Annotated in this window: 22 protein-coding genes and 3 riboswitches; of the genes, 13 read left to right on the top strand and 9 right to left on the bottom strand. The window is 74.1% G+C overall.

The genetic code is table 11. From position 1 onward, the window contains the following. Positions 1 to 57: 57 nt before the first annotated feature. Positions 58 to 267: riboswitch (cobalamin riboswitch) on the bottom strand. A 173-nt stretch (positions 268 to 440) separates the two neighbouring features. Next, the gene (locus D7193_RS02760) at positions 441 to 1,196 is read right to left on the bottom strand and encodes a CbtA family protein (protein ID WP_120777789.1); all 756 of its coding nucleotides are present in this window, start codon (positions 1,194 to 1,196) and stop codon (positions 441 to 443) included. Positions 1,197 to 1,216: 20 nt separating this feature from the next. Beyond that, positions 1,217 to 1,435 (bottom strand): CbtB domain-containing protein, encoded by a 219-nt coding sequence (locus tag D7193_RS02755; protein ID WP_120777788.1) that lies wholly within the window; start codon positions 1,433 to 1,435, stop codon positions 1,217 to 1,219. A 59-nt stretch (positions 1,436 to 1,494) separates the two neighbouring features. After that, a riboswitch (cobalamin riboswitch) is annotated at positions 1,495 to 1,569 on the bottom strand. Positions 1,570 to 1,697: 128 nt separating this feature from the next. Between D7193_RS02755 and D7193_RS02750 the strand changes: the two genes are divergently transcribed. Next, the gene (locus tag D7193_RS02750) at positions 1,698 to 2,300 is read left to right on the top strand and encodes a histidine phosphatase family protein (RefSeq protein WP_120779205.1); all 603 of its coding nucleotides are present in this window, start codon (positions 1,698 to 1,700) and stop codon (positions 2,298 to 2,300) included. Positions 2,301 to 2,337: 37 nt separating this feature from the next. Further along, the gene (locus D7193_RS02745; RefSeq protein ID WP_120777787.1) at positions 2,338 to 2,808 is read left to right on the top strand and encodes a TspO/MBR family protein; all 471 of its coding nucleotides are present in this window, start codon (positions 2,338 to 2,340) and stop codon (positions 2,806 to 2,808) included. Between the two features lie 30 nt (positions 2,809 to 2,838). Here D7193_RS02745 and D7193_RS02740 read toward each other — a convergent pair whose 3' ends face one another. Then, positions 2,839 to 5,178, bottom strand: coding sequence for a heavy metal translocating P-type ATPase (locus D7193_RS02740; protein ID WP_120777786.1), 2,340 nt, complete (start codon positions 5,176 to 5,178; stop codon positions 2,839 to 2,841). A gap of 181 nt (positions 5,179 to 5,359) precedes the next feature. On the opposite strand from D7193_RS02740, the gene D7193_RS02735 reads away from it, so the two are divergent. Then, a complete protein-coding gene (locus D7193_RS02735) occupies positions 5,360 to 6,361 on the top strand; it encodes an Acg family FMN-binding oxidoreductase (protein ID WP_120779204.1) in 1,002 nt (333 codons plus the stop codon). A gap of 64 nt (positions 6,362 to 6,425) precedes the next feature. Here the strand turns inward: D7193_RS02735 and D7193_RS02730 are convergent, their stop codons facing one another. Genes D7193_RS02730 through D7193_RS02720 form a run of 3 tightly spaced genes read right to left on the bottom strand, consistent with a single transcriptional unit; the run spans position 6,426 to position 9,664 of the window. Next, positions 6,426 to 8,216, bottom strand: a complete 1,791-nt coding sequence (locus D7193_RS02730; protein WP_120777785.1) for a multicopper oxidase family protein — start codon at positions 8,214 to 8,216, stop codon at positions 6,426 to 6,428. Then, complete coding sequence (locus tag D7193_RS02725; RefSeq protein WP_120777784.1) at positions 8,213 to 8,665, bottom strand: DUF6220 domain-containing protein; 453 nt, start codon at positions 8,663 to 8,665, stop codon at positions 8,213 to 8,215. The genes D7193_RS02730 and D7193_RS02725 overlap by 4 nt, the downstream gene beginning before the upstream one ends. A 9-nt stretch (positions 8,666 to 8,674) precedes the next feature. Next, positions 8,675 to 9,664 carry a carboxymuconolactone decarboxylase family protein gene (locus D7193_RS02720; RefSeq protein WP_120777783.1) on the bottom strand — a complete coding sequence of 330 codons (990 nt, stop codon included), beginning with the start codon at positions 9,662 to 9,664 and terminating at the stop codon, positions 8,675 to 8,677. A gap of 142 nt (positions 9,665 to 9,806) precedes the next feature. Here D7193_RS02720 and D7193_RS02715 point away from each other — a divergent pair, with 142 nt between their 5' ends. Both D7193_RS02715 and D7193_RS02710 read left to right on the top strand, forming a co-directional pair. After that, complete coding sequence (locus tag D7193_RS02715) at positions 9,807 to 10,937, top strand: sensor histidine kinase (RefSeq protein WP_241562796.1); 1,131 nt, start codon at positions 9,807 to 9,809, stop codon at positions 10,935 to 10,937. 236 nt (positions 10,938 to 11,173) lie between these two features. Then, on the top strand, positions 11,174 to 11,836 hold the full coding sequence (locus D7193_RS02710) for a response regulator (RefSeq protein WP_120777782.1): 663 nt from the start codon (positions 11,174 to 11,176) through the stop codon (positions 11,834 to 11,836). Between the two features lie 21 nt (positions 11,837 to 11,857). Here the strand turns inward: D7193_RS02710 and D7193_RS02705 are convergent, their stop codons facing one another. Then, positions 11,858 to 12,592 carry a GNAT family N-acetyltransferase gene (locus tag D7193_RS02705; protein WP_120777781.1) on the bottom strand — a complete coding sequence of 245 codons (735 nt, stop codon included), beginning with the start codon at positions 12,590 to 12,592 and terminating at the stop codon, positions 11,858 to 11,860. A 242-nt stretch (positions 12,593 to 12,834) separates the two neighbouring features. Between D7193_RS02705 and D7193_RS02700 the strand changes: the two genes are divergently transcribed. After that, positions 12,835 to 13,278, top strand: a complete 444-nt coding sequence (locus D7193_RS02700; RefSeq protein WP_206611844.1) for a PPC domain-containing DNA-binding protein — start codon at positions 12,835 to 12,837, stop codon at positions 13,276 to 13,278. A 96-nt stretch (positions 13,279 to 13,374) separates the two neighbouring features. Here the strand turns inward: D7193_RS02700 and D7193_RS02695 are convergent, their stop codons facing one another. Continuing rightward, complete coding sequence (locus D7193_RS02695; protein WP_206611843.1) at positions 13,375 to 14,406, bottom strand: LacI family DNA-binding transcriptional regulator; 1,032 nt, start codon at positions 14,404 to 14,406, stop codon at positions 13,375 to 13,377. Between the two features lie 30 nt (positions 14,407 to 14,436). Here D7193_RS02695 and D7193_RS02690 point away from each other — a divergent pair, with 30 nt between their 5' ends. The 7 genes from D7193_RS02690 to D7193_RS02660 all read left to right on the top strand — a co-directional run bounded on the left by D7193_RS02690 (position 14,437) and on the right by D7193_RS02660 (position 23,125). Further along, positions 14,437 to 15,687, top strand: coding sequence for an MFS transporter (locus D7193_RS02690; RefSeq protein WP_120777779.1), 1,251 nt, complete (start codon positions 14,437 to 14,439; stop codon positions 15,685 to 15,687). 14 nt (positions 15,688 to 15,701) lie between these two features. Further along, complete coding sequence (locus D7193_RS02685) at positions 15,702 to 16,184, top strand: hypothetical protein (RefSeq protein ID WP_147434316.1); 483 nt, start codon at positions 15,702 to 15,704, stop codon at positions 16,182 to 16,184. A 65-nt stretch (positions 16,185 to 16,249) separates the two neighbouring features. Next, complete coding sequence (locus tag D7193_RS02680; RefSeq protein ID WP_120777777.1) at positions 16,250 to 16,972, top strand: helix-turn-helix transcriptional regulator; 723 nt, start codon at positions 16,250 to 16,252, stop codon at positions 16,970 to 16,972. Positions 16,973 to 17,039: 67 nt separating this feature from the next. Continuing rightward, positions 17,040 to 17,858 carry an alpha/beta fold hydrolase gene (locus D7193_RS02675; protein ID WP_120777776.1) on the top strand — a complete coding sequence of 273 codons (819 nt, stop codon included), beginning with the start codon at positions 17,040 to 17,042 and terminating at the stop codon, positions 17,856 to 17,858. A 14-nt stretch (positions 17,859 to 17,872) separates the two neighbouring features. Further along, positions 17,873 to 18,436, top strand: coding sequence for a dihydrofolate reductase family protein (locus D7193_RS02670; RefSeq protein ID WP_120777775.1), 564 nt, complete (start codon positions 17,873 to 17,875; stop codon positions 18,434 to 18,436). 249 nt (positions 18,437 to 18,685) lie between these two features. Beyond that, entirely contained in the window at positions 18,686 to 20,869 is a 2,184-nt protein-coding gene (gene helR, locus D7193_RS02665; RefSeq protein WP_241562795.1) for an RNA polymerase recycling motor ATPase HelR, read from the top strand. 223 nt (positions 20,870 to 21,092) lie between these two features. Continuing rightward, a riboswitch (glycine riboswitch) is annotated at positions 21,093 to 21,190 on the top strand. Positions 21,191 to 21,376: 186 nt separating this feature from the next. Next, on the top strand, positions 21,377 to 23,125 hold the full coding sequence (locus tag D7193_RS02660) for an amidohydrolase (protein ID WP_120777774.1): 1,749 nt from the start codon (positions 21,377 to 21,379) through the stop codon (positions 23,123 to 23,125). A 108-nt stretch (positions 23,126 to 23,233) separates the two neighbouring features. On the opposite strand, the gene D7193_RS02655 is transcribed toward D7193_RS02660, so the two are convergent. Beyond that, positions 23,234 to 24,472 carry a MalY/PatB family protein gene (locus D7193_RS02655; protein WP_120777773.1) on the bottom strand — a complete coding sequence of 413 codons (1,239 nt, stop codon included), beginning with the start codon at positions 24,470 to 24,472 and terminating at the stop codon, positions 23,234 to 23,236. Positions 24,473 to 24,496: the final 24 nt, after the last annotated feature.

Genomic DNA, 24,496 nt, shown 5'->3' with positions numbered 1-24,496 from the left:
GGCGTCCGGCCGGCTCAGGGCGTCGGCCGTCCCGCGCGGCCTCCGACCGCCGCACGCGACGCGTGCGGCGCGCTGGCAGGTCTTCGGACTCGTGGGCCTGACGCACGGTCGCCTACTGGCCGTCGCTTCCCGGACCTCGCGGTCCAGTGCTGTGGTGACGGCGGTCGTTCCCACTCACCGCTGCGGGGCAGTCCCGGATTTCCACCGGGTTCCCTCTTGCCTCGACCACCGTGGACCGACGGCCGAACCAGCTGCACGAGACACCATATATGGGTGCGATGGAGGAGTGGCAACACCACATGGTGTGTCCGGTGTGTCGCCAGCATCACGCGTGTCGCCGGCGCGCGGGAGTAGACGGCCGGGGCGCGGGCCGGTACCGCGTGGAACGCGGGAAGGCCCGTGCCGAACCGGTTCAGGTGATCCGGGTGTCCCGGAGGACGTCACACCGACGCCGCCGGCTCCGCCGCCAGCACGGTGCGGACGCGGAGCCGCCGCTCGGTGAGGGCGCCGAAGAGCAGCCCGAGGGTGGCCCAGGTGACGAGTTGGGTGCCGAGCGACGCGAGCCGGAAGTCCCAGAGCACGAGGGCGGGGAACCCGTCGGGCACCTCGCTGATCGTCGGGAGCGCGGTCTGGACGACCGCGATGACGGCGACGAAACCGACGGCGGCAAGGATGGTGGCGTTCCACCCGCCGAGGCGGGGGTGCAGCCAGCGTCCGAAGGAGACGGCCAGCAGCCCGACGGCGACCGCGATGACGATCATGAGGAAGTACATACCGGTGCGTTGCCCCAGAGTGTCGGGGTTGCCGGTGGCCGGGGGATTGGCCGGGTACTTGAGCGAGGGTACGAACGCGACGGTCAGGAAGCCGCCGAGCGCCACGAGCGCGGCGGTGGCGCGGGCGCCGAAGCGGCCGATCCTGCCATAGGCGACGGCGAAGGCCAGCGCGAACAGGCCGCCGAGCGCGACCCCGTACACCAGGGTCGCGGTGCCCAGGCCGAGCGTGCTCTGCACGGTACGGCTGACCAGTTCGTGTTCGCCGCTCTCACCGTGGCTGTGCCCGGCGGCGTGGGCGGCTTCGACGCCGATGGCCTGCCCGATCGGGCCCTCACCGAACACCGAGGCGAACAGGAAGGCGGCGGCGCCGGCGGCGAGCCCGACGAGCATGCCGCGGACGAGCAGGGAACGTGCGGACAGCATGCGAGGACTCCGGCCCGTGCTCAGTGGCAGGGGAAGCCGAGCAGGTGCCGTCCGTCGTGGACGAACTCGTGCACCGTCTCGCCGGCGAACACGGACAGCACGCCCTGCTCGACGCCGACGAAGTACAGCAGCACGGCCGCGAGCAGCGCGCCGAAGACCGCCCAGGGCAGGATCTGGCGCAGCGGAACGGCGGCCGGCGCCGGAACGACAGCGGGGGTGGGCAGTGACACGTCGGCCATCAGAGGACCTCCTCGGGATCACGCGTCCCATCGTGGGGTGCATGTGACGGGGAGGGTCTGACTCCCGGCCCGGGGGACTGCGCCCCGAGGCCCGGTTACAGTGGCGCGACCGTGCCGGGATCTCACCGGCTTCCTCCACCGTCACGCTGGTGCCCCGCACGCTACGGGCTGCCGGCGAACGGTGTCAACGCGCCGGTCGCCGCCCCGGGCTGTGACGCTCGCGGCCTTGCCGGGCCCCGCCGACGGGCCGGAGGGTGGCAGCGTGAGCAGTCGCCTGATCCTCGTGAGCCACGCGCCGACCACGGCCACCCGCGCCGCCGCGTTCCCCCGGGACGAACCGCTCGACGCGCACGGACTGACCGACGCGACCGCCCTCGCCGGCACGCTGGCCGGCGCGGACGAGGTGCGGTGCGGCCCCGCCCTGCGGTGCGTGCAGACGGCCACCGCGCTCGGGCTCACGCCCACCCTCGACGACGGCCTGCGCGACGGGGACCCGGGCCGCTGGGCCGGCCGGACCCTCGACGACGTCGCGGCCGGAGAGCCGGAGGCGGTGGCGGCGTGGCTGACCGACCCGGCCGCCGCCCCGCACGGCGGCGAGTCCCTTCATGACCTGCTCGACCGGGCCGCGAGGTGGCTGCGGGAGCTGCCCGCCACGTCACGCACCGTCGTGGCGGTCACTCACCCGATGGTGATCCGCGCCTGCATCGTGACCGCGATCCAGGCCACCCCGGCGTCGTTCTGGCGGATCGACATCGCCCCGCTCACCGCGACCGTCCTGCGCGGCCGCGCCGGCACCTGGACGCTGCGTACGACGGCCGGCCCGCTGTCCCGCGGCCCCGCCGTCCCCTCGCCTGGCCCGGCGTGAGCGGGTTGACCGGGCGGGGGGCGGGTATCGACCCCTCATGCTACCACCCACCTGGATCAGGACCGGGGCAGCCGTCGTCGCGACGGCCGCCGTCGGCGCCGCGGCCACGGACCCCTCCTCGCGCTGGTACCGGCGGCTGCGCAAGCCCCGCTGGCAGCCGCCGCCGCAGGCGTTCCCCCTGGTGTGGACCCCCCTGTACGCGCTGCTCGCGGTGGCGGGCACCCGCACGCTCGACCGCAGCAGCGGGGCCGAACGCGCGGCGTTCGCCCGGGCGTACGCGCTGAACCTGGCACTCAACGCCGGGTGGACCGCCCTGTTCTTCCGGGCCCGCAGGCCCGCCGCAGCGCTGGCCGAGATCGCCGCGCTCAACGTGTCCAACGCCCTCGTGCTCCGCCGTGCCGCCCGCACCGACCGCGTGGCCGGCGCCGCGCTGGCCCCCTACGCCGCGTGGACGCTGTTCGCCACCGCGCTCAACGGCGCGATCGTGCGGCTCAACCGCACCAGGTGAGCGCAGGCCGGCCCGCTCCCGCCGGTCCCGTCACCGGGGCGGGCCGTCGGCCGGGTCGAGTGAGAAGAAGTCCTCCTCCTCCTTCGCCAGGTGCAGCCGGAGCACCGCGTCGAGCCCGTACAGCGCGGACAGCAGGTCGGGCACGTCGTCGGGGCGCAGCCGCCCGTCGGCCTGCTGGGCCAGGTGGCCGCCGATGCGGTCGACCAGCCGGCTGATCTCCACGTGCTCGCGGCTCATCGTCGCCGTCGCCTCGTCGCTGCCGAGCGGGCCGGCCAGCGCGGGATAGAGCCGGCGTCCCTCGGCCGCCTCGTGCGGCAGCACCTCGTCGGCGAGCCGGCGGTGCACCTCGCGCAGCGCCGGTACGCAATCCGGCGCGTCGGGGCGGGTCGCCACCAGGTCGGCGGTGTCCCGCAGCCGGGCCAGCACGTCCCGCACACCGGCGTGCTCGCCGGCGTACCGGTCGATCAGTTCCCGGGTCCGCGGGGCGACGTCCCGCCGGCGCAGGCCGCCGCGGAGCGCCCGCAACGCGTTGAGGATCACCAGCACGTCGATGCCCTCCTGGAGGAACGCGCCGGCGACCGGCGGCAGCCTGCCGATCGCGGCGAACACCATCGCGACGACGGCCAGGGCCATCCCGACGACGGCGCTCTGCACCGCGATGCGGCGCGCGTACCGGGCGATCTCGACGGCGTCGGCGAGCCGGTCCAGCCGGTCGACGGTGAGCACCGCGTCTGCCACGTCGGCGGACGCGGTGGCGCCGGTCGCGCCCATCGCCACGCCCACGTGCGCCTGCGCCAGGGCGGGCGCGTCGTTCACACCGTCGCCGACCATCACCGTGATCGCCCGGCGGGACTCGTCCCGGACCCGGTCGATCTTCGCCTGCGGCGAGCACTGGGCGATCACGTCGTCCACGCCGACGGTCCGCGCCACCTCCTGGGCGGTACGCGGCCGGTCGCCGGTGACCATGATCAGCCGTTGGAGGCCGGCCTCCCGGAGCCGCCGCACGGTGCGCCGCGCGTCGGGGCGTACCGGGTCCTCGAGGAGGATCGCGCCGAGCGGCCCGACGTCGTCGCTGACCCAGACGCTGGAACGGCCGGTCAGCTCGGCGCGCTCGCGCAGCCGGTGCGCCCACTCGGGCGGTTCACCCTCGAGCTGGCCCACCCGCACCAGGCGCCCGTCTACCCGGCCGGTCACACCGCGCCCGGGCTCCTCCGTGACGTCCGTCGGCTCGGTCAGCCGCAGCCCCCGCTCGCGGGCCTGCCTCACGAGCGCGGTGGCCAGCACGTGCGGGGAGAGCTGCTCGACGGACGCGGCCAGCCGCAGCACCTCGTCACGGTCGCCGCCCGGCGCGACCACCGTCTCGGAGGCGACGGGGCGACCCGCGGTGAGGGTGCCCGTCTTGTCCATGAGCAGCGTGCGGGCCCGGCCCAGCAGCTCCAGCGATCCGCCCTCCCGGACCAGCACGCCCCGCCGGGCCACCCGGGACAGCCCGGACACGATCGCGATGGGGGTGGCCAGCAGCAGCGGGCAGGGGGTGGCCACCACCAGCACCGCGACCGCCCGCAGGAACTCGCCGCTGAGCAGCCAGGCGACCCCGGCCAGCACCAGCGTGAACGGTACGAACGCCGCCGCGTACCGGTCGGCGAGCCGGACCATCGGCGCCCTGTGGGCGGTGGCCTCCTCGGCCAGCCGGACGATCCCGGCGTACGTGCTCTCCGCCGCGTTCTTCGCCGCCCGCAGCCCGAACCCGGCGCCGGCGTTGACCACGCCGCTGGCCACCCGCTCACCCGCCGCCCGGGTGACCAGCCGCGACTCGCCGGTGACCACCGACTCGTCCAGCGTCGCGGCCTCCTCGACCGTCCCGTCCACCGGCACCACGTCGCCGGGGCCCACGACGAGCCGGTCGCCCACCGCCACCCGGTCCAGCGGCACCACCTCGATCCCGCCGCCCGGCGTACGCCGCCGGGCCTGCCGGGGCGCCCGTTCGAGCAGCGCGCGCAGGTCGCGGCTGGCCCGGCGCTCCGCGTAGCCCTCCAGCGCCTGCCCGGTGCCGACCATCACGGCGATCACCGCGCCGGCCAGGTACTCGCGCACCAGCAGCGTGCCGACCAGCGCCAGGACCGCGATCACGTCGACGCCGAACTGGCGGCGCCACAGCTGGCGCAGCGTCGCCCAGGCGGCCGGCACCAGCGCCACCAGCGTCACCGCCGCCCAGACCAGCTGGGCCGCCGGTCGCAGCCCTCCGAGCCACAGCCCGACGCCGACCAGCACGGCAAGGGTGAGGAGGGTCAGCGGCGCCCACTCCCGCCAGTCCACCCGGCGCCGCCGCACCGGCCGTTCCGGCACGCACTCGTCCGGTTCCGCTCCCACCTGCGGATCGTCTCAGCGGCACGGGCCGGCGGACGCGGGAATCGGGGTGTTCCGGCACGGCCCGGGCGCGCCGCGGCAGGGACCCGTGCCGGCCTGCCGGCATTCCCGGTGGTAGACCGGCAACACCGCCCGGGACGCGCCCGGGGTGGGGCACGATGGGGGAAACGGAAAGGTCATGACGATGAGCCAGGAGACGCCGGCCCGGGACCGCCCGCTGACCACCGCGCTCACGCAGGCCGCCGCGACGGCCGGTCTCGCCCCGTCGGTGCACAACAGCCAGCCGTGGCGCTGGACGGTCCTTCCCGACGCGCTGGAGCTGCGGATGGTGCACGAGCCGCAGCTCGCCGCCACCGACCCGGAGAACCGGCTGGTGACGTTGAGCTGCGGCGCGGCACTGCACCACGCGCGGGAGGTGCTGGCCGCCGAGGGGTGGGCCGGCCAGGTGGATCGGCTGCCCGACCCGGGCCGGCCGGAGCTGCTCGCCCGGCTCAGCGGGTTCCGGCAGACCGCGGCGGACGAGGACGCGACCCGTCTCGTGCAGTGCATGCGGACCCGGCAGACCGACCGGCGACCGGTGAGCGACGAGCGGGTGCCCGACGCGGCGCTCGACGAGATCGTGAGGGCGGCCGCCGCGCAGGGCGCCCGACTCGAACTGCTCGACTCCGACCAGGTCATGAGCCTGGCCGCCGCGGCCGCCCAGGCCGCGGCCGTCGCCGAGGAGGAGCCGGAGCTGCGGGAGGAACTGGCGTACTGGACCAGCCGATCCGGCGCCGGCGTCGGGCTGCCGCCCGAGGTGCTGCCCGAGCAGCCCGCCCAGACCACCGTGCCGGGGCGGGACTTCGGCCATCCGGGCACCCTGCCGATCGGCACCGGGCACGACCGCGCCGCGGTCTACGGGCTCCTCTGGAACACCGACGACGAGCCGGACAGTTGGCTGCGCGCCGGCGAGGGACTCTCCGCCGCCTGGCTGACCGCCACCCGGCACGGGGCCTCGATGGTGCCGCTCAGCGGAGTGGTCGAGACCGACGGCACCCGGCAGACCCTGCGCCAGATGCTGGCCGGGCTCGGTTTCCCGTACCTGGCGATGCGGTTGGGGATCGTCGACCGGGAGAACGCCGCGCCACCCCACACCCCGCGCCTGCCGACCGCGCAGGTCGTCGACACCTCCGCCGTGGACACGTAGCGGGATCGTCGCCGGTGCGGGGTAGGCGGGCGCTGCGGGCAATGCGGGTTGGCGGACAGGTGGCTCACGAATACATCAGGTGCAGCATCATCCCGGCGTCGGCGTGCGGCAGGTTGTGGCAGTGGTTCGCCCACGTCCCGGGGTTGTCCGCCAGGAACGCCACCTTCCAGACGTCGCCGGGGAGAACGTCGAACGAGTCGAGCCACAGTGGACTCCCCGTCACCGGCCTCCCGTTGCGGGACAGCACCAGGACGTGATGTCCGTGCAGGTGCCAGGGGTGCACGAACAGCGACCGGTTCACGATCGTGAAGCCGACGACCTCGCCCTGGCGTACGACCTGGGGCGGGATGTCGGGGTCGGCCGCGCCGTTGACGGTGTGGGCGTACCGGGGGAGCAGACCGTGCAGGTCGATCCCGCGGTCCAGGACGAGGGTGAACTCCCGGTCGATCCGGGACCACGGCGCCGGGGCGGCCACGCCGTAGGTCAGCGGATCCAGCACCGGCCACGCGCCGGTCTCCGCCGACACCGTCCCGGTCGAGTACACCGCCCGCCCGTCGACGAACAGCGCCACCGGCGTGGCGGGTGCCGTGAACACCAGGTCGTAGCGGCCCCCGGCGGGGATCAGCACGGCGGTGTCCACGAGGGAGGTCGGACCCCGCAGGTCGTACCCGTCGATGGCGGCGACCCGGAACGGTGCCCCGGCCAGCGCGTACCGGTGCGTCGTGCTGTCGGTGTTGATCAGGCGCAGCCGCACGGGCGTGCCGGCCCCCACCGGCTCCGTCCGGGGCACGGGCAGCGGAACGCCGGCCAGGGTGTGCACCGGCACCGTGACGTCCACACCAGTCGCGGGAGCCGCGTCCGCTCCGCCGGTCGGCGCCGCGCCCGATCCGTCGGCCACCGGCGCCGGCCGCACCAGGAGGACGCCGTAGAGCCCCATCCGTACGCCGAGGTCGGACACCGCGTGCGTGTGGTACCAGTACGTCCCGGCCTGGTCGGCGCGGAACCGGTAGACGAACTCCTGCCCGGGCAGCACCGCGTCCTGCGTCACGCCCGGCACCCCGTCCTGGCTGTTCGGCACGTCGTACCCGTGCCAGTGCAGCGTCACGCCCCGCCCGATGTCCCGGTTGCGCAACGTCACCTCCAGGACGTCGCCCACGGTGGCCGTCAGCTCCGGCCCGGGTACCTGCCCGTTGAACGCCCACGCCGCGACGTTCCGGCCGCTCACGCCGACCGTGGCGGTCCCGGCCGTCAGCGTGAACCGACGGGTCGGTTCGCCCACCGGCGCTGCCTCCGCATAGTCGTGCCCGTGAGGCGCGGCGGGCGCGGCCGCCGGTGCGACGACCAGCCCGGTTCCGGTCACCAGGGCCGCGACCGCCACCGCCACCGCCGTCCGGGACACCGTCGGGGACGGACGCGCGCCGAGGGCGCGCCACGTAACCCCGGTCGCCGTGACGACCCCGGCGACCGCGAGCAGCCCCGCGCCCGCCGACACCGGATAGCCGTGCAGGACCGTCACGAGCAGCGCGCCGCCCTCGGCGTACCCCGCGAAGAGCAGCGGGACCGCGGCGGACCGGATGTCGGCCGGGGCCCGCAGCAGCCGCGGCACGGCGACCACCACCGCCGCGACCGACAGGGGTGCGGCGATCAGGACCTTCTCCGCCGCGAACCACCAGCCGGCGCGGGCGAGCGCGGTGATCGTGATCGCGCGGGCGACCGTGGCGAGCAGCGCGAAGGCGGCCAGTCCCAGTGCCAGCCGACGGCGCCGGGCGGCCGACGCGGCGCCGCCGCCCCACCACCCGGCGGCCGCGAGGACCGCGATCACGAGGTCGGCCACGAGGAGCGAGCCGACGCTCATGCCGGCTCCCCTTCCCGGACGGCCACCGGGGCGGGTTCCGCCGTCGCCGGGCGGGCCAGCTTCCGCGCCGCCTGGTTGACGGCGACCACGACGTGCACCGCGATGATCCCGTTGACCGCGTGCAGCCCGGCGATGGTGAGGCCGAACGGGGTGCTGACGCCGGAGGCGTCGGTGGCCGCGTTCGCGAGCATGGCGATGAGCGCCTGCAGCACGACGAGGCCGAGCGGCAGGACCGTCAGACCGACGAGCCGGCCCGGGGCCTTCGCCAGCACGGCGAAGAGGATGGTGAGCAGGGTGAGCACGGGGATGATCGCCATCCCGTTGACGCTGTGCAGCGCGTACGCGCCGTCGCCGCCGGGCTTCGTGAACGCGCCCACGGCGGCGAAGACGAACTGCAGGGCGAACGCGACGAGCAGCAGGGAGTTGGTGACCACGAAGGCCTTGCGCATGGTGATCTCCTAGAGGTGAGCCGGGGACAGTGCCTGGGCGACGTGGTCGGTGGCCGTGATCGCCCCGTACGCGACGAGCCGCACGAGGTCGGCGTCGTCCGGGTGGGACAGCCGCCAGAGGGCGACGTCCCCCGGGCGGACGGCGGCGGGCGCGAACGCCGCCAGCAGGGCGATCCGCGTTCCCACGCGGTCGACGCCCGGCAGGTCCCGGATCAGGTCGGCGGCCCACTCGGCGGGCCGGGCCGGGAACCGTCCGTCCTCCCAGCGCACGGTGGCCTCGACGGTCCGCCGCGCCACGTCGCCCAGCAGGTCACCGCCCCGCATCGCGGTGTCCCGCAACGCCGCGTACGCGACGCCGACCGGGTGGCCCCCGGCCCACGCGGGTGGCGGCGCCGTGGCGACGTCGAGGAGTGCCAGGCCGCGGCCGGGCTCCTTCGGGTCGCGGGCCGTCCGGGCGTAGAGCCGGCCGCCGGCCGACCGCACCACGCGGGAGCGCTGCAGGCCGCCGGGGAGCAGGTCCGGGTCGAGTAGCGCCGAGACGATCCGGTTGACGAAGTGGAAGGCGAGCGCCGTGGCGGTCACCTCGGGGCGGTACGGGCTGGCCCAGTCGGCGGCCTCCGGGCTGCGGCTGGCCTCCGCCCAGGCGACGAGCGCGGCCTGCCGCGGCTCTGGCGGTGTCCCGCCCCGGGCCGCCACCTCGGCCAGCTCGTGCTCGCCGAGCGCGTGCAGCAGCACCACGTGGGCGTCGACGCAGAACCGGCAGCGGTTGGCCCGCGACACCGCCGTCGCGACGAGTTCACGGTCGGCCCGGGACGCGTCGCCGGCGAGCAGGGCCTCGCGCGTCAGCGCCCAGGTGGCGGCCAGCAGCTCCGGCACGGCGGAGAGCGCCTGGAAGGCGGGGACCGGTCCGAGGAAGTCGTCCCGCAGCTGCCGGTAGACCTCCGCGGTGAGACCGGTCGCCGCCTTCACCGGTACGGGGGTGAAGAAGCGGTATGTCATGGGCTCGATGCTCGTCCCGGCGCGCGGGGAAAACGTCGTGCCGCCGCAGGCACTTGCCGAGGCCGGATACCGCGCCCGCGGTACGCCCACCTACCGCGAATGCGGGATGCTCCCGTGGCGACGGCCGTTCTACAGTGCGCTCATGCGCCGCGACATGCCGTACGCCCTCAGCGGCCTCGCCCTCGCCGTCCTCCTGCTCGCCAACGCCGTGATCGCGCCGGACGCCGCACCGGTACGGGCGGTCGACGTCGCCCTCGTCCTCAGCACGGGGGTGGCGGTGGCCGTGTGCCGGCGGTACCCCGTGGTGGCGGTGGTCGCGGTGACCGCCGCCATGCTGGCCCTGCACGTCCGGGTGCACCCCGGGGTGTCCGCCGCGTTTCCCGTCCTCGGCGCGGTCTACGTCACCGCCTGGCAGGGGCACCGGGCGGCCGCCGGCCTGGCCAGCGTCGTCTTCCTCGCCGGCTTCCTGGCCCGCGACGTGTCGGTGGCGCCCGCCGACCGGCCCGGGCAGCAGGTGGTCGAGCGGACCGCCCTGCTGCTGGGCTGGTTCGTGGCTGCCAACGTCGCGGGGCTCGTCGCGCGGCAGCGGCGGGCGTACCTGGAACTGGTCGAGCAGCGGGCGATCGAGGCCGAACGCACCCGCGAGGAGATGGCGTTGCGCCGCGCGGGGGAGGAGCGCCTGCGCATCGCCCGCGATCTGCACGACTCGCTGACCCACAGCATCTCCGTCATCAAGGTGCAGGCGGGGATCGCCGTGCACCTGGCCCGCAAGCACGGCGAGGAGCCGTCGGCCGCGCTGCTGGCGATCCAGGAGGCCGGTGGCGCCGCGATGCGGGAACTGCGGGCGACACTGGACGTCCTGCGCTCACCCTCGGACGGCGACCCGGTCGGGCTGGCCCGGGTGGGCGAACTCGCCGAGCGGACCCGGGCCGCCGGTGTGGACGTACAGGTGAAGGTCATCGGTCAGCGCCGGGACCTGCCCGCCGAGGTCGACCAGGCCGGGTACCGCGTCGTCCAGGAGGCGCTGACCAACGTCGCCCGGCACGCGGGTTCCGCCACCGCGCAGGTCCACGTCGAGTACGCCCCGGCGCAGCTGACCGTCTCCGTGACCGACGACGGCCAGGCCTCGCCGGCCCGCCCGCCGACACCCGGCGTGGGCCTGCGCGGCATGCGGGAACGCGTTACCGGGCTGGGCGGCACGTTGCAGGCCGCGGCCCGCGACGGCGGCGGTTTCGGCGTGCGGGCGACGTTCCCGCTGGACGGGTCTGCATGAGCGAGCGCTTGCGCGAGGTCCGGTCAGCTCGGTCCGTCGCGGATCGTGGCGGCTCCGGCCGGAGGGAGGAGCCGGCATGAGCGAGCGCTTGCGCGAGGTCCGGTCAGCTCGGTCCGCCGCGGATCGTGGCGGCTCCGACCGGAGGGGGGAGCCGGCATGAGCGAGCGCTTGCGCGAGGTCCGGTCAGCTCGGTCCGCCGCGGATCGTGGCGGCTCCGACCGGAGGGAGGAGCCGGCATGATCCGGGTGCTGCTCGCCGACGACCAGGCCCTCATGCGGGCCGGGTTCCGGGCGTTGCTCGACGCCGAGGACGACCTGGAGGTCGTGGGCGAGGCCGCCGACGGCGCGTCGGCCGTCGAGCTGACGCGACGCCTGCGGCCCGACGTCGTGCTGATGGACGTGCAGATGCCGGGCCTCGACGGCATCGACGCCACCCGGCGCATCGCCGCCGATCCCGAGCTTGCCGCGGTCCGCGTCCTCATCCTCACCAACTACGGGCTGGACTCCTACGTCTTCGCCGCGCTCCGCGCGGGCGCCAGCGGGTTCCTCCTCAAGGACGCCGACCCCGCCGACCTGTTGCAGGCCGTCGCCGTCGTGTCCCGTGGCGACGCGCTGCTCGCCCCGGCGGTCACGCGTACGCTCATCAGCGAGTTCGTGGCCGCGCCGCCGCCGGCCGACCCGACGGCCGGCCGTGACGTGCTGACCGCCCGTGAGCAGGAGATCGTCGAGCTGGTCGCCCGGGGGTTGGGCAACGACGAGATCGCCGAGCGCATGGTCATCAGTCCGCTGACCGCGAAGACGCACGTCAATCGGGCCATGATGAAGCTGCACTGCCGCGACCGGGCCCAACTGGTCGTTTGGGCGTACGAGTCGGGGCTCATCACGCCGCGGCGGCGCTGACCGGGCCGGTCCGGGTGCCGGTCAGAACGACAGCAGCCGGAACGTGCCCACGGTGCGGAAGCCCAGGTTCCGGTAGACCGGCTCGCCGACCGCCGTCGAGGTGAGGGCGGCCGTGCGTACGCCGCGGTCGCGGGCCAGGTCGAGCGCGGCCCGCGTCATCGCGGCGCCGATGCCGTGCCGGCGGTGCTCGGGCTGGGTGCCCACGTAGTAGAGCGTGAGCACGCTGTGGCTGAGCCAGGCGACGGCCGTCCCGACGATCCGCCCGTCATCGAGCCGACCGGCCAGCCGCACCACGGTGCCGTCCCCGACGAACGACCGCTCCCGGGCGATCGCCGTCGGCACGCCGGCCGGCGGGATGCCCGACACCCGCGCGTAGGCGGTGACGAACTCGTCGACGTCGGTGGTCTCCGCGATACGCACGCCGGGCGGAGTGGGTGCGGGCGACGCCTGGTCAACGGGCACCGCCATGATCGGCAGGTCGACGATGCGGGCGGCCCCGAGGGACGTCAGGGCGTCGGCCGTGCCGGCGTCGCTGTCCGGCCCGACCCACCAGACCCGGGCCACGCCGTCGAGACGGTGGCGGGCCTCGGCGAGCGCGTCCGCCGGGTCGCGGCCGAGCACACGGAGGACGCCGTTGAGCGGTGGGTGCTGCACGTCGCTGCGGTAGGTCACCAGGTCGGGGCCACCGACCTCACCGACGTTCCAGCCGAGGAGATACGCCCGGTGCGCCGCGAGCATCGTGTCGACCGATTCCACCTGTTGATCTTATCGATGGTCTCCGGACGGGCCGTGTGATCTGCGGCAACGTCCGTCCCGCTTGATCGACTCCGTTTCGCCGATGTGGCGGGGTCGCGGTGGGCGGGATACCGCCACATCGGCGATCTGGCGGGCTGATCCCCGGTATGCCACCTACGATGACATCGAGGATGATTTGCCGCGCCGCGCCGCGCGAGGTGACGGTTGCCCGCCGTGGCCGACGCTGGGGGATGAGGCGCACCGTGAAGGACGTCGAGCTGACCGACGGGAACCGCCGTGTGGTGGTGGTCGTGGTCGACAAGGGCGAGGACGCGGTAGCCGCGATCAACGAGGTGGCGGCGCGACGGAACATCCGCGGCGCCCGGGTCACCGCCGTCGGCGGGTTCTCCTCCGCCACGCTCGGCTACTTCGACCGCGAGAAGCACGACTACCTGCCGATTCCGGTACGGGAGCAGGTCGAGGTCCTGTCCCTGCAGGGCGACATCGCGGAGAACGAGGGCAGGCCCGCGCTACACGTCCACGGCGTGCTCGGGCACCGCGACGGTACGACCGTGGGGGGCCACCTCCTGCACGGTGAGGTGTGGCCGACCCTCGAGGTCATCATCACCGAGGTCGGGGCGAGGCTCCTCAAGCGTGTCGACCCGGAGACCGGGCTGGCGTTGCTGGCAGGGGAGACCGGGCAGTGAGCGCCCTGCGTCGACCGGACGGACCACCGCGCTGACCCCGCCGGCCCGGCCCGGCCCGGCCCGACGGCCGGCGTCACGCGCCGGCGACGACGCCGGTCAGGCGGCGGTCGACCCCCGCCGGACGAGTCGCCAGGCGTCCCGGTGGTCCGGCACGGGATCGCCGAGTGCCGCGGTGGCGCAGGCCGCCCCCTGCTCACGCAGCGACTGGGCGACCGTCGTGAGGTCGTGCTGCCGCGCGACGTCCGAGTCGTCCCAGCCGCTGACGCGCAGCGGACCGGTCGCCTCGCGGAGGGCGCCGAGCGCCAACTGGTCGCTCATGGCGGCGACGGCGTCGAGATCGGGTGCCGCCGCTACGAGGTGTCGCATGACCGTGCGGGCGTCGTCCTCGTCGCTGGTGCGGCACACGCCGACCGGCACCCGCGACCAGTCGATGCCGAGGTCCCGGGCGGCGTCGCGGTAGCCGGCCAGCCGGTCACGGGTCACGGGGTACGCCACGGAGTCGGGATCGATGCCGGAGCCGACGAACATCTCCCGGTTCCGGTCGAGCGGAAAGCTCAACACGACCGGACGCCGGGCACCCGCGAACACCTCGACGCCCACCGCGCGGGCCGCCGCGCGGTTGTCGATGCCCACCATCGTGGTGCCGGCGCGCTCCGGCCCACCGTGGATGACGACCGGGCGGCGGGTGCTGCACGCGGCCGCGAGCACCGGGTCGTCGTCGGTGGTCGTCCACACGACGTACGCGTCCACCGCCGCGGCGACCACTCGGTCGTGGTCGTCGTCGCCCGCGCCGGTCGGCACGATCAGCAGCCCGTATCCCCGCTCGGCGCACACCTCGGCGACGCCCGCGAGGAAGCGGACGGCCTGCGGGTCGTCGAAGGCGTACGTGAGGTGCTCGCCGAGCACGACGCCGAGCGTGCGCGTGGCGCCGTACCGCAGGGACCGGGCGCTGGGATCCGGCCCCGCGTAGCCGAGGGTCGCGGCGGCCCGCAGCACCCTGGCCCGGGTGTCGGGGGAGACCCGGGCCGGCCGGTTGTACGTGTAGGACACGGTCATCGTCGACACGCCGGCCGCGCGGGCCACGTCGGTCATCGTCACCCGGCGGGAGGTCGGCTGCCGCGATTGCACACGAGGATCGTATCTGTGTAGCGTTACACAATGCCTATCGCCTCGCCGCACCGGCGGCTGGTCACGGCCACGTACCTCGCCTCCGCCGCCTTCGGCGCGTTCTGGGGCACCTGGGGTTCGGCGGTGCCACGGGTGCGCGACCAGGTCGGTCTCGACGACGCCCGGCTCGGCACCGCGCTGCTGTTCATCAGCGCCGGCGCCCTGCCCGCGATGCTCCTGACCGGGCGGGCGCTGGACCGGTGGGGCCTGCGGTGCACCGCGCCACTGGTCGTCGCGCTGGGCGGGGCGGGACTGGCCGCCGCCGTCACGGCCGACGGGCTCTTCAGCCTTTGTGCGGGGCTCACCGGCGTGGGCATGACCAGCGGCGCGGTCGACGTCGCCATGAACTCGGTCGGCGGCCGCGCCGAGCAGCGGTCCGGCCGGCCGATTATCACCCGCTCCGGCGCGGTGTTCTCCACCGCGGTCGTCGTGTCCAGCCTCGGCGCGGGCGCGGTGTTCGCCCTCGGCGCGCCCACCTGGGTTCCCTTCGCGGTCGTGCTGGCGCTGTCGGCGCTGGCCGGGGTCGCCATCCACGGCGCCCTGCCCGCCGCCGCGGGTCCGGGGCCGGCCGCCCCGAGCGGTACGACCCGCGTCCGGATGCCACTCGCGCCGCTGCTCCTCGTAGGTGCGCTCGGCGCCCTGGCTTTCGCCAGCGAGAACGCCCACCAGAGCTGGGGTGCGGTCTTCCTGGAGGACGTCCTGGCCACCGGCCCCGGGCTCAGCGCGATCGCGCCCGCGGCGTTCGCGGCCGTGGTCGCGGCCACCCGCCTCGCCGTCAGCGCGCTCGATCCCGCGCGCGCCCGGACGGTTCTCGTCGTCGGGTCCCTCGTGGCGGCCGCGGGTGCCGTGGTCGTCGCCCGCGCGCCGTCGGTGCCCGTCGCCCTGGCCGGGCTCGTCCTCGCCGCCGCTGGCACCGCCGCGCTGTTCCCGACGCTGCTCAGCATCGTCTCCCGCAACGTTGTCGAGTCCTCCCGCGGGCGGGCGACCTCCGTCGTGACCGTCGTGTCCTACCTCGGGTTCCTCCTCGGCCCGGTCTACGTCGGACTGTGGGCGGCCGGGACCGGCCTGCGCGGCGCGATGGTGGCGGTGGGCGCGCTCGGCCTCGCGCTGGCCGTGCTCACCGTTCCGCTGCTCGCCCTGAGCCGGTACGCGGTGCAGCCCCGACCCGCGGCGGCGACCCGGGGTGGGGACGCCCCGCCCCTCGGGACGCTCGCCGAGGTCGACCGATCGGCCACCCGATGACGTACGTTGGCAGCGTGGTCACCAAACCTCTCGATGTCCTCGCGGACGCCTTTCTCGCCGACGGCCCCGCGGACGGTGTCGATCTGAGCCTCTTCGGGCAGTTCGCCGGCTCCTGGCTCCTCGACTGCACGGAGTACGACCTCGACGGGTCGTCGACGGTCCGCCGGGGCGAGTGGCACTTCGGGTACGCCCTCGGTGGTCACGCCACCACCGACGTGTGGATCCTGCCCGGGGTCGAGCACGGGGTGAGCGTCCGCTTTCCCGACCCGTCGGCCGGTGCCGGCGTGTGGCGCTCCACCTGGGTTGGCCCCGGGCGGCGTCGCGTCCACACGTTCCTGGCGTCCCGGATGGGGGAGGAGATCGTCCTCGACGGGGATTCGTTGCGCTGGACGTTCTCCGACATCGAGACCGGCAGTTTCCGCTGGCGCAACGAAGCCCGGCAGCCGGACGGCGGGTGGCGCCTGTACCAGACGTTCGACGTGTGGCGACGGAGCTGACCTGCCGCTCCGTACGCGGGCCGTGCGAGACTGATTGCGCAGGTCACCGGGGGGAGGAACGGGCAGTGCCGCTGGAGAACGAGGACCGTCCGTCGGACTCGCCCTACGTCCACCGGGTGTGGCGCAGCCACGCGTCCGGGGTCGCCCACATGACGTCGATCGCCACGTCGAACTGGGAACTCGTGTTCTGGGAGGACGCCGGGCGCCGCCACGCCGCCATCCGGGGTCCGGAGACCACGGCCTCCAGCGCGGAGGTGCCCGACGGCTCGGCCTCCTTCGGCATCACCTTCGCGCACGGCACCTACCTGCCGCACCTGCCCCCGGCCCGCCTCGTCGACTCCGCCCTGGAGAGCCCGCACGCGACGGCCACGACGTTCGTGCTCGGCGGCGAGGAGTGGCTCGTGCCGGACTTCGACAGCGCGGAGCAGTTCGTAACCCGGCTCGTGCGCAAGGGCGTCATCCTGCGCGACCCGCTCGTCGACGAGGTCGTGTCGGGTGGCGTACCGGAGGTCGGGGCGAGGTCGATCCAGCGCCGGGTGGCCGCGGCGACCGGGCTCACCCAGGGCGGCATCCGGCAGATCGAGCGGGCCCGGCAGGCCGCGGTGCTGCTGGGCGAGGGCGTCGTACCCGTCGAGGTGGCCAACCGGCTCGGCTACTACGACCAGCCGCACCTCGCCCGTTCGCTCCAGCGCTTCATCGGGCGCACCGCGACCGAGCTGCGCCGCCGGGACCCCGCCGGGCAGCCCCTGTCGCTTCTGTACAAGATCGGCGACGGCGCTGGTTCCTAGCCTGGGTGCACCGCGGCACACCGCCGCCCGGGGAACCTCCCCACCGCCAGCACGAAAGGCACATCACATGACCGAGAACGTCAGCGCGGCCGCCGTGTCCGCGGACGGCACCGTGATCGCGTTCACCGCCTGGGGCCGGGGCGAACCGCTCATCATCATCGACGGGGCGACCGCCTACCCCGCCATCAACCCCACGAACGACGAGATCGGCCGGCTGCTCGGCGACGAGTTCCGGACGTACGCCTACGACCGCCGCGGCCGCGGCCAGAGCACCGACACCGCGCCGTACGCCGTGGCGCGCGAGATCGAGGACCTGGCCGCGCTCATCGAGGTCGCGGGCGCGCCGGCGACCGTGTTCGGGTGGTCGTCCGGCGCGGTCCTCGCGCTCGACGCCGCGGCGGCCGGCCTGCCCATCGCCCGGCTCGCGCTGTTCGAGCCGCCGTTCGTGGTCGACGACAGCCGCCCGCCGCTGCCGGCCGACTACGTGCCGCGCCTCGACGCGGCCGTGGCCGACGGGCGTCCCGGTGACGCCGCGGAGCTGTTCCTGACCGCCGCGGCCGGCATGCCCGCCGAGGCCGTGGCCGGGATGCGGCACAGCGAGTTCTGGCCGGTCCTGGAGGCGGTCGCGCCGACGATCGCGTACGACGGCCGGATCATGGGGACCACGATGTCGGGCGGGCCGCTGCCCCGCGACCGCTGGGCCTCCGTCACCGTGCCCACGCTGGTGATGCACGGCAGCGCGACGTTCCCGTTCATCACCGCCGGCACCCGGGCGCTGGCCGAGCTGCTGCCGACCGCCACCCTCCAGGTGGTCAAGGGCGAGCAGCACAGCGCCCCCGCCGACGTGCTCGCCTCCGCGCTGCGCGACTTCGCCCACGCCGGCTGACGGGCGGGACCGACATGGGACGGATCGTGGTGACCGAGTTCGTCTCGCTCGACGGCGTCGCGGAGGCGCCCGGCGGCGAGGACTTCACGTACCGGAACTGGAGCTTCGCGTTCGACCGTGGCGCCGAGGGCGAGCAGTTCAAGGTGGACGAGGCGCTCGGCGCCGAGGCGCTGCTCCTCGGCCGCCGGACGTACGAGGGATTCGCCGCCGCCTGGCCGCAGTACGAGGGCGAGCTCGCCGACAAGTACAACGGCATGCCGAAGTACGTCTACTCGCGCACGCTCACCCGGCCCGGGTGGAACAACACGCACGTGCTCTCCGGCGGCCTGGCGGAGGAGGTCCGCCGGCTCCGGACCGAGATCGACGGCGACATCTCGGTGGCCGGCAGCATCCGGCTCGTGCAGGGACTGCTCGCCCACGACCTCGTCGACGAGCTGCACCTCATGACGTTCCCGGTCGTCCTGGGCACCGGGCGGCGCCTGTTCGGGGAGACCCCGGACAAGTCGATCTGGACGTTGACCGAGTCGATCACCGTCGGCGAGGGCGTGCTCATCACGGTCTTCCAACGCCGGCCGTGAGCGGCGTCCGAGCTTCCTGATCGACGTCACCCCGATATGGCGGTGTCCGGCTGTGCCGGATGCCGCCATATCGCCTGCCGTCACCTCGGCGATGGGCATTTATCGGGGGCGATTTACCGTACGGCGAATGCGCTACGTACTCCCCGCCACTTTCAACATATAGCGCACCTGGGGGCTTGCGGCAAGACCCGGTCCATACCGCAGAATCGCCGGCCGAGCCAAAAACCGTCAGGAAATGGGGCCGCGACAGTGTCTGTACCGCCAATCGGAACTCGTCCCGCGGCGCCGCTGGACACCAGCGCGTTCGACCTTCCCGATCGCCTCGCGGCGAAGGCCGATCCAGCGCTGATCGCCGGCGACGAGCGGCATTTCGCGGCGATCGCGGCGAGCATCGCGCACTCGATCGCCGACCTGTCGGACCGCCTCGACGCCGCGCGCCGGGCGCCGGGAGGCACGGGGCGACGGGCGTTGGAGCGGGACGAGGAGGTCCGCAGGCTGACCGCTCGCCTCCGGGGGCTGCGTCGCTTCGGTCTGGACCTGTGCCTCGGACGCATGGTCGGCGCGGACGACTCCGAACCCGTGTACGTCGGCCGTTTCGGCCTCCGGGACAGCGAGGGCCGTCGGCTGCTGCTCGACTGGCGCTCCCCGGCGGCCGAGCCGTTCTTCGCGGCGACCCACGCCAACCCGATGGGCCTGGCGAGCCGCCGCCGGTACCGGTGGACGCGCGGCCGGATCAGCGACTACTGGGACGAGGTGTTCACGCCGGACGGGTTGGCGGGGCACGCCGCCCTCGACGACCAGTCCGCCTTCATCGCGAGCCTCGACAGCAGCCGGTCGGAGCGGATGCGGGACGTGCTCGGCACGATCCAGGCCGACCAGGACGCCATCATCCGTGCGGGGTCGAGCGGCGCGCTCGTCGTCGACGGCGGGCCGGGCACCGGCAAGACGGTCGTCGCCCTGCACCGTACCGCGTACCTCCTCTACGCCGACCCTCGCCTCGGTCACCGCCGCGGCGGCGTGCTGTTCGTCGGCCCCCACCAGCCGTACCTGGCGTACGTCGCCGACGTCCTCCCCAGCCTCGGAGAGGAGGACGTGCAGATCTGCACCCTGCGGGACCTCGTGCCGGAGGGCGCCGCCGCGATCGACGAGACCGATCCGGACGTGGCCGTCCTGAAGTCGTCCGTGGCCCTGGTGACGGCGATCGAGGCGGCCGTGCGGTTCTACGAGGAGCCGCCGGCCAGGGGGATGCGGGTCTCGACCGACGAGTCCGACATCTGGCTGAGCGCCGACGACTGGGCCGACGCGTTCGGGGCGCCGGGGCCCGGGACACCCCACAACGAGGCGCGTGACGAGATCTGGGAGGAACTGCTCACGATCCTGGTGGACAAGTACGAGGGGGAGGAGCCGGAGGACCTGGTCCGCCGGTCGCTGTCGCGGAACAGAGAACTCCTCGCGGCGTTCCACCGCGCCTGGCCGCTGCTCGACGCGGCCGACCTCGTCGCGGACCTCTGGTCGGTCCCCGCGTACCTGCGCAGGTGCGCGCCCTGGCTCGCCGTGGAGCAGATCCGGAAATTCCAGCGCCCCGACGCCCGCGCCTGGACGGTGTCCGACCTGCCGCTCCTGGACGCCGCGCGGCAGCGGCTCGGCGACCCGGAGGCGTCCCGGCGTGGGCGCCGGCGTGAAGCCACCGTCGCCGCCGAACACGCGCGCATGGACCGGGTCGTCGACGACCTGCTCGACGCCAACGTCTATGACGACGGCGAGGGCCTGCTGACGATGCTGCGCGGTGAGGACATGCGCAACTCCCTGGTCGACGAGGCCGGACTGCCCACCGCCGAACCGGACCGGCTCGCCGGCCCCTTCGCGCACATCGTCGTGGACGAGGCGCAGGAGCTGACCGACGCGGAGTGGCAGATGCTGCTGCTGCGCTGCCCGTCGCGCAGCTTCACCATCGTGGGGGACCGCGCCCAGGCCCGGCACGGGTTCACCGAGTCATGGCAGGAGCGGCTCGCCCGGATCGGGCTGGACCGGGTCACCCTGGCGTCGTTGACCATCAACTACCGGACGCCGGAGGCGGTGATGGCCGAGGCCGAGCCGGTCATCCGGGCCGTGCTGCCGGACGCCAACGTGCCGACCTCCGTGCGCCGCACCGACGTACCCGTCGTCCACGGATCCGCGGCCGACCTGCGCGGGATCCTCGACGCCTGGCTCGCCGCGCACGCCGAAGGGACGGCCTGCGTCATCGGCGACCCCACCTTCCGGGGGACGTCTCGCGTCCGGTCGCTGACCCCGGAGCTGTCGAAGGGGCTCGAGTTCGACCTCGTGGTCCTCGTCGACCCGGAACGGTTCGGCGCGGGCATCGAGGGGGCCGTCGACCGGTACGTCGCGATGACCCGGGCGACCCGCCAACTCGTCGTCCTCAGGACGTCCTGACGCCGGCCCCAACGACACGCGTGGTATCCCGAAAACGGACGAAACATTGGCGTCCACAAGATCCTTTACCCGGCAACAATGAGATGAGGGTTGACATCTGCCCCCGTTCTGCGTTGGATCAAATCAGCCGTTTGAGGAGCTGTAGGAGAGCCCTCCTCCTGGCCAGGGGAGGCGCCGAAGGAGCAACCTCCCCGGAAACTCACAGGCCCAAGTACTGCAGCTCCGAGGCGCCACTGGAGAGCAGCGGCGTGTGCCGCTCACCGAAGGGGAAAGCCGGCCGGCGCCGGCGACGCTCTCAGGTACACAGACAGTGGGGACGGAGGACGCCCGCCGCGTCCACAATGGTCAACCGGCTCAACGCCATGCCTTTTCGATCCGGCGACCCCCCGACCGTTGCGCCCCCACGCCCATTCGTGTCTCCGGATCGATCATTGGTCCCCTGATTCGGCGTGCCGATGACCCGCTAGCGGTGTCCGGTTGATCAGCTCGCAGTCGAGGAGTGGAACCATGTGCGAAACCGATCATCTCGATTCGTCCGGGTACAGCCGCCGGGACCTGCTGGGCCTTCTCGGCATGGCCGGCGCCGGGCTGGCGGTCGCCCCCGTGCTGACCGGGGATCCGGCCCTGGCCGCCGCGTCCGACCTGGCGCTCGACCCCAACACGATGCCCGCGGACCCGGTCAACTACGAGGCGCCCACCAACCTCGCCGTCGACTCGCCGGCCAAGGATTCGGCCGTCTCGTGGATCGACCGGCAGGCCGACCGCATCGCTGGCCTGAACGACCGGATCTGGGAGTACGCGGAACCCTCGCTGGCGGAGTGGAACTCATCGTGGGCGGAGGCGCAGTTCCTGGCGGCGAACGGCTTCCGGATCGAGTGGGGCGCGGGCGGCATGCCCACCGCCTTCGTGGCCACGTTCAGTCACGGCACCGGCAGGCCGGTGATCGGGTTCAGCGGTGAGTACGACGCCCTGCCGGGACTGTCGCAGGAGAAGGGCAACCCGAAGCACTCCCCGCTGGTCTACCACCACGACCCGTACGCGCCCACGTACGGCTTCGGGCACGGCTGTGGGCACTGCGCGCTGGGTGCGGCGGCGGCGGGCGCCGCGGCCGCGACCGCGGCCGCCATGAGGGCCCGCAACCTCGACGGCACCATCAAGTTCTTCGGGTCCACGGCCGAGGAGCAGCTGGTCGGCAAGTCGGTGGCCGTCAAGGCGGGCGTCTACCGGGGCCTGGACGCCTTCGTCGACTGGCACCCCGCCACCGGCAACAGCACGAGCTGGGGTTCGGGCAACGCGATGTACAGCGTCGCGTTCCACTTCCTCGGCACCGACGGCCACGGCGGTTCACCGCTGGCCACCCGGTCCACCCAGGACGCCGTCACGGCGATGGCCATGCTGACCGAGTTCCTGCGCGAGAGCGACATGGCCCACACGGCCCGCATGCACCACGCCATCCGGCAGGCCGGGCAGGCGCCGAACGTCTTCCCGACGCTGTCGAGCATCTGGTACTACGCCCGGGAGGGCAGCCCGGCCCGCTCGAAGATCCTCATGGACAAGATCGTCAAGTGCGCCGAGGCGGCAGCGCTGGCCACCAACACCCGCATGGAGTACCGGATCATGGGCGGCGTGTGGAACATGCTGGGCAACAAGCGCGGCGCGGAGCTGATGCACGCCAACATGACCCAGCTCGGCGCGCCCACGTTCTCCGAGGCAGACCAGCGCTTCGGCAAGGCGCTGCAGAAGTCGAACGGGTCCGCCGAGACCGGCTTCTCGGACAAGATCAACGACCTCCGGCCGCCGGCGCCCGTGTTCATGGGCGGCGGCTCCACCGACGTCGCCGACATCAGCTGGCAGGTGCCCACGATCTCCATGGGCACCGCACACCAGCCGGGTGGCACGAAGAACCATTCGTGGCACCACACGGCCACCGCGGCCTCGCACGCCGGTCACGTGTCGATGCTGGCCGCCGCCAAGTACCTGGCCGCCACCACCATCGACCTGCTGACCCAGCCGACCATCCTGGCCGAGATGAAGGAGGAGTTCCACCGGCGCACCTCCAAGATCAAGTGGAAGAGCATGCTGCCGGACGACTACCAGCTCCCGCTGTACGAGCCTCCGAAGTGGTTCCTGGAGCGGACCAACCAGTCCTGGCCGCCACGCGGCGTCACCTGGCCGCCCCGGCGGGTCGTCTCGACCGAGTCCGCCCCGGACCTCGGGCCCGAGCTGCCGCCGTTCAACCTGCCTCCGCTGGAGTAGCGGGACACCCGGCCCGCGCGGGCCGCGCCGGCACGACGCCGCCGGCGCGGTCCGCCCGCGGCGGGCCGCACCGTCCGCCGGCCGACGCCTCGACGGCGCGGCCGTGAGTCAGCCGGCCGACGCCTCGACGGCCCGGCCCATGCGGGTGACGGCCTCGGTGAGGATCTCCGGTGAGGTGGCGAAGTTCAGCCGCACGAAGCCCGCCCCGCCGGTGCCGAAGACGTGCCCGGAGCTGAGGGCGACCCGCGCCCGGTCGAGGAACATCCGCGCCGGCCCGGCCAGGTCGCTGGCGACGCCCGGTTCGTCCGTCGGCTGCTCGGCGGCCACGCCCAGCGCCGTGCAGTCCAGCCACGCGAGGTAGGTGCCCTCCGGGCGGTGGTGCGTGACCGACGGGAGGTGCTTGGCCAGCAGCGTCGCGAGCAGCGAGCGGTTCTCGTCGAGGCCGTCGAGGAGGAGGTCGAGCCACGGCCCACCGGCGCGGAGCGCGGCGGTGTGCGCCAGGACGCCCAGGTGACTCGGCCCGTGGCTGACCTCCTCCGGCATCTGCCGAAGATCGGCGGCGGCCCGCGGCCCGGCGATCGCCAGCGCCGCCTTCAGGCCGGCGAGGTTCCACGCCTTCGAGGCAGAGGTCAGGGCGAAAGCGTTCTCGGCGCCGGCCACCGTGAGGTACGGCGTGAAGCGCGCCCCCGCGAGCACGAGCGGTGCGTGGATCTCGTCGGAGATCACCCGCACACCGTGCCGGTCGGCCAGTGCCGCCACCGTCTCCAGCTCGTCGCGGCGGTGGACGACACCCGTCGGATTGTGCGGGTTGGCCAGCAGGAACGCGGGCCGGCGGCCGGTGGCCCGGGCCCGGCGGAAGGCGTCGTCGAGCGCCGCGGGATCGATCCGCAGGTCGGGCCCGAGCGGCGCCTCGACCACCTGCCGGCCCGCGTGGCTTACGAACGCGTAGAAGGGCGCGTACACGGGGGAGCAGACGACCACGGCGTCCCCGGGATCGGTCACGAGCCGGAGCACCTCGACGATGCCCATCATCACGTCGGGCACGACCGTCGTGTGGTCGACGCGGAAGTCGTACCATCCCCAGCGGCCCGCCGCGAACCCGCCGAGCGCCTCCGCGTACGCCGTTCCGTGCGGATAACCGGTGTCACCGAGGTCGACGGCGCGGCGCAGGACGTCGGCCACGGCCGGAGCGAGCGGAACGTCCATCTCCGCGACCCAGAGGGGGAGCACGTCCGGCGGGTGCATCCGCCACTTCACGCTGGTGCGCTGCCGGAGGTCGGCCAGCGTGAGCTGGGTGAGCGGGTTCCGGCCCGCGGAGGCGACGGCGGAGGGGACAGGGCCTGCCATGCCGCCCACCCTAGGCGTACGTCG

Source organism: Micromonospora costi, assembly GCF_003626655.1.
GTDB lineage: Bacteria > Actinomycetota > Actinomycetes > Mycobacteriales > Micromonosporaceae > Micromonospora > Micromonospora costi.
Note: the sequence above shows the minus strand (reverse complement) of the source record. Positions and strands in the feature narration are given on the sequence as shown.

Coding starts and splice junctions, on each gene's coding strand:
- D7193_RS02730 (WP_120777785.1), bottom strand. CDS start 8,216: ATGAGCGTCGGCTCGCTCCTCGTGGCCGACCTCGTGATCGCGGTCCTC.
- D7193_RS02690 (WP_120777779.1), top strand. CDS start 14,437: ATGCCTATCGCCTCGCCGCACCGGCGGCTGGTCACGGCCACGTACCTC.
- D7193_RS02720 (WP_120777783.1), bottom strand. CDS start 9,664: ATGACATACCGCTTCTTCACCCCCGTACCGGTGAAGGCGGCGACCGGT.
- D7193_RS02755 (WP_120777788.1), bottom strand. CDS start 1,435: ATGGCCGACGTGTCACTGCCCACCCCCGCTGTCGTTCCGGCGCCGGCC.
- D7193_RS02735 (WP_120779204.1), top strand. CDS start 5,360: ATGAGCCAGGAGACGCCGGCCCGGGACCGCCCGCTGACCACCGCGCTC.
- D7193_RS02675 (WP_120777776.1), top strand. CDS start 17,040: ATGACCGAGAACGTCAGCGCGGCCGCCGTGTCCGCGGACGGCACCGTG.
- D7193_RS02655 (WP_120777773.1), bottom strand. CDS start 24,472: ATGGCAGGCCCTGTCCCCTCCGCCGTCGCCTCCGCGGGCCGGAACCCG.
- D7193_RS02710 (WP_120777782.1), top strand. CDS start 11,174: ATGATCCGGGTGCTGCTCGCCGACGACCAGGCCCTCATGCGGGCCGGG.
- D7193_RS02660 (WP_120777774.1), top strand. CDS start 21,377: ATGTGCGAAACCGATCATCTCGATTCGTCCGGGTACAGCCGCCGGGAC.
- D7193_RS02715 (WP_241562796.1), top strand. CDS start 9,807: ATGCGCCGCGACATGCCGTACGCCCTCAGCGGCCTCGCCCTCGCCGTC.
- D7193_RS02760 (WP_120777789.1), bottom strand. CDS start 1,196: ATGCTGTCCGCACGTTCCCTGCTCGTCCGCGGCATGCTCGTCGGGCTC.
- D7193_RS02670 (WP_120777775.1), top strand. CDS start 17,873: ATGGGACGGATCGTGGTGACCGAGTTCGTCTCGCTCGACGGCGTCGCG.
- D7193_RS02725 (WP_120777784.1), bottom strand. CDS start 8,665: ATGCGCAAGGCCTTCGTGGTCACCAACTCCCTGCTGCTCGTCGCGTTC.
- D7193_RS02745 (WP_120777787.1), top strand. CDS start 2,338: ATGCTACCACCCACCTGGATCAGGACCGGGGCAGCCGTCGTCGCGACG.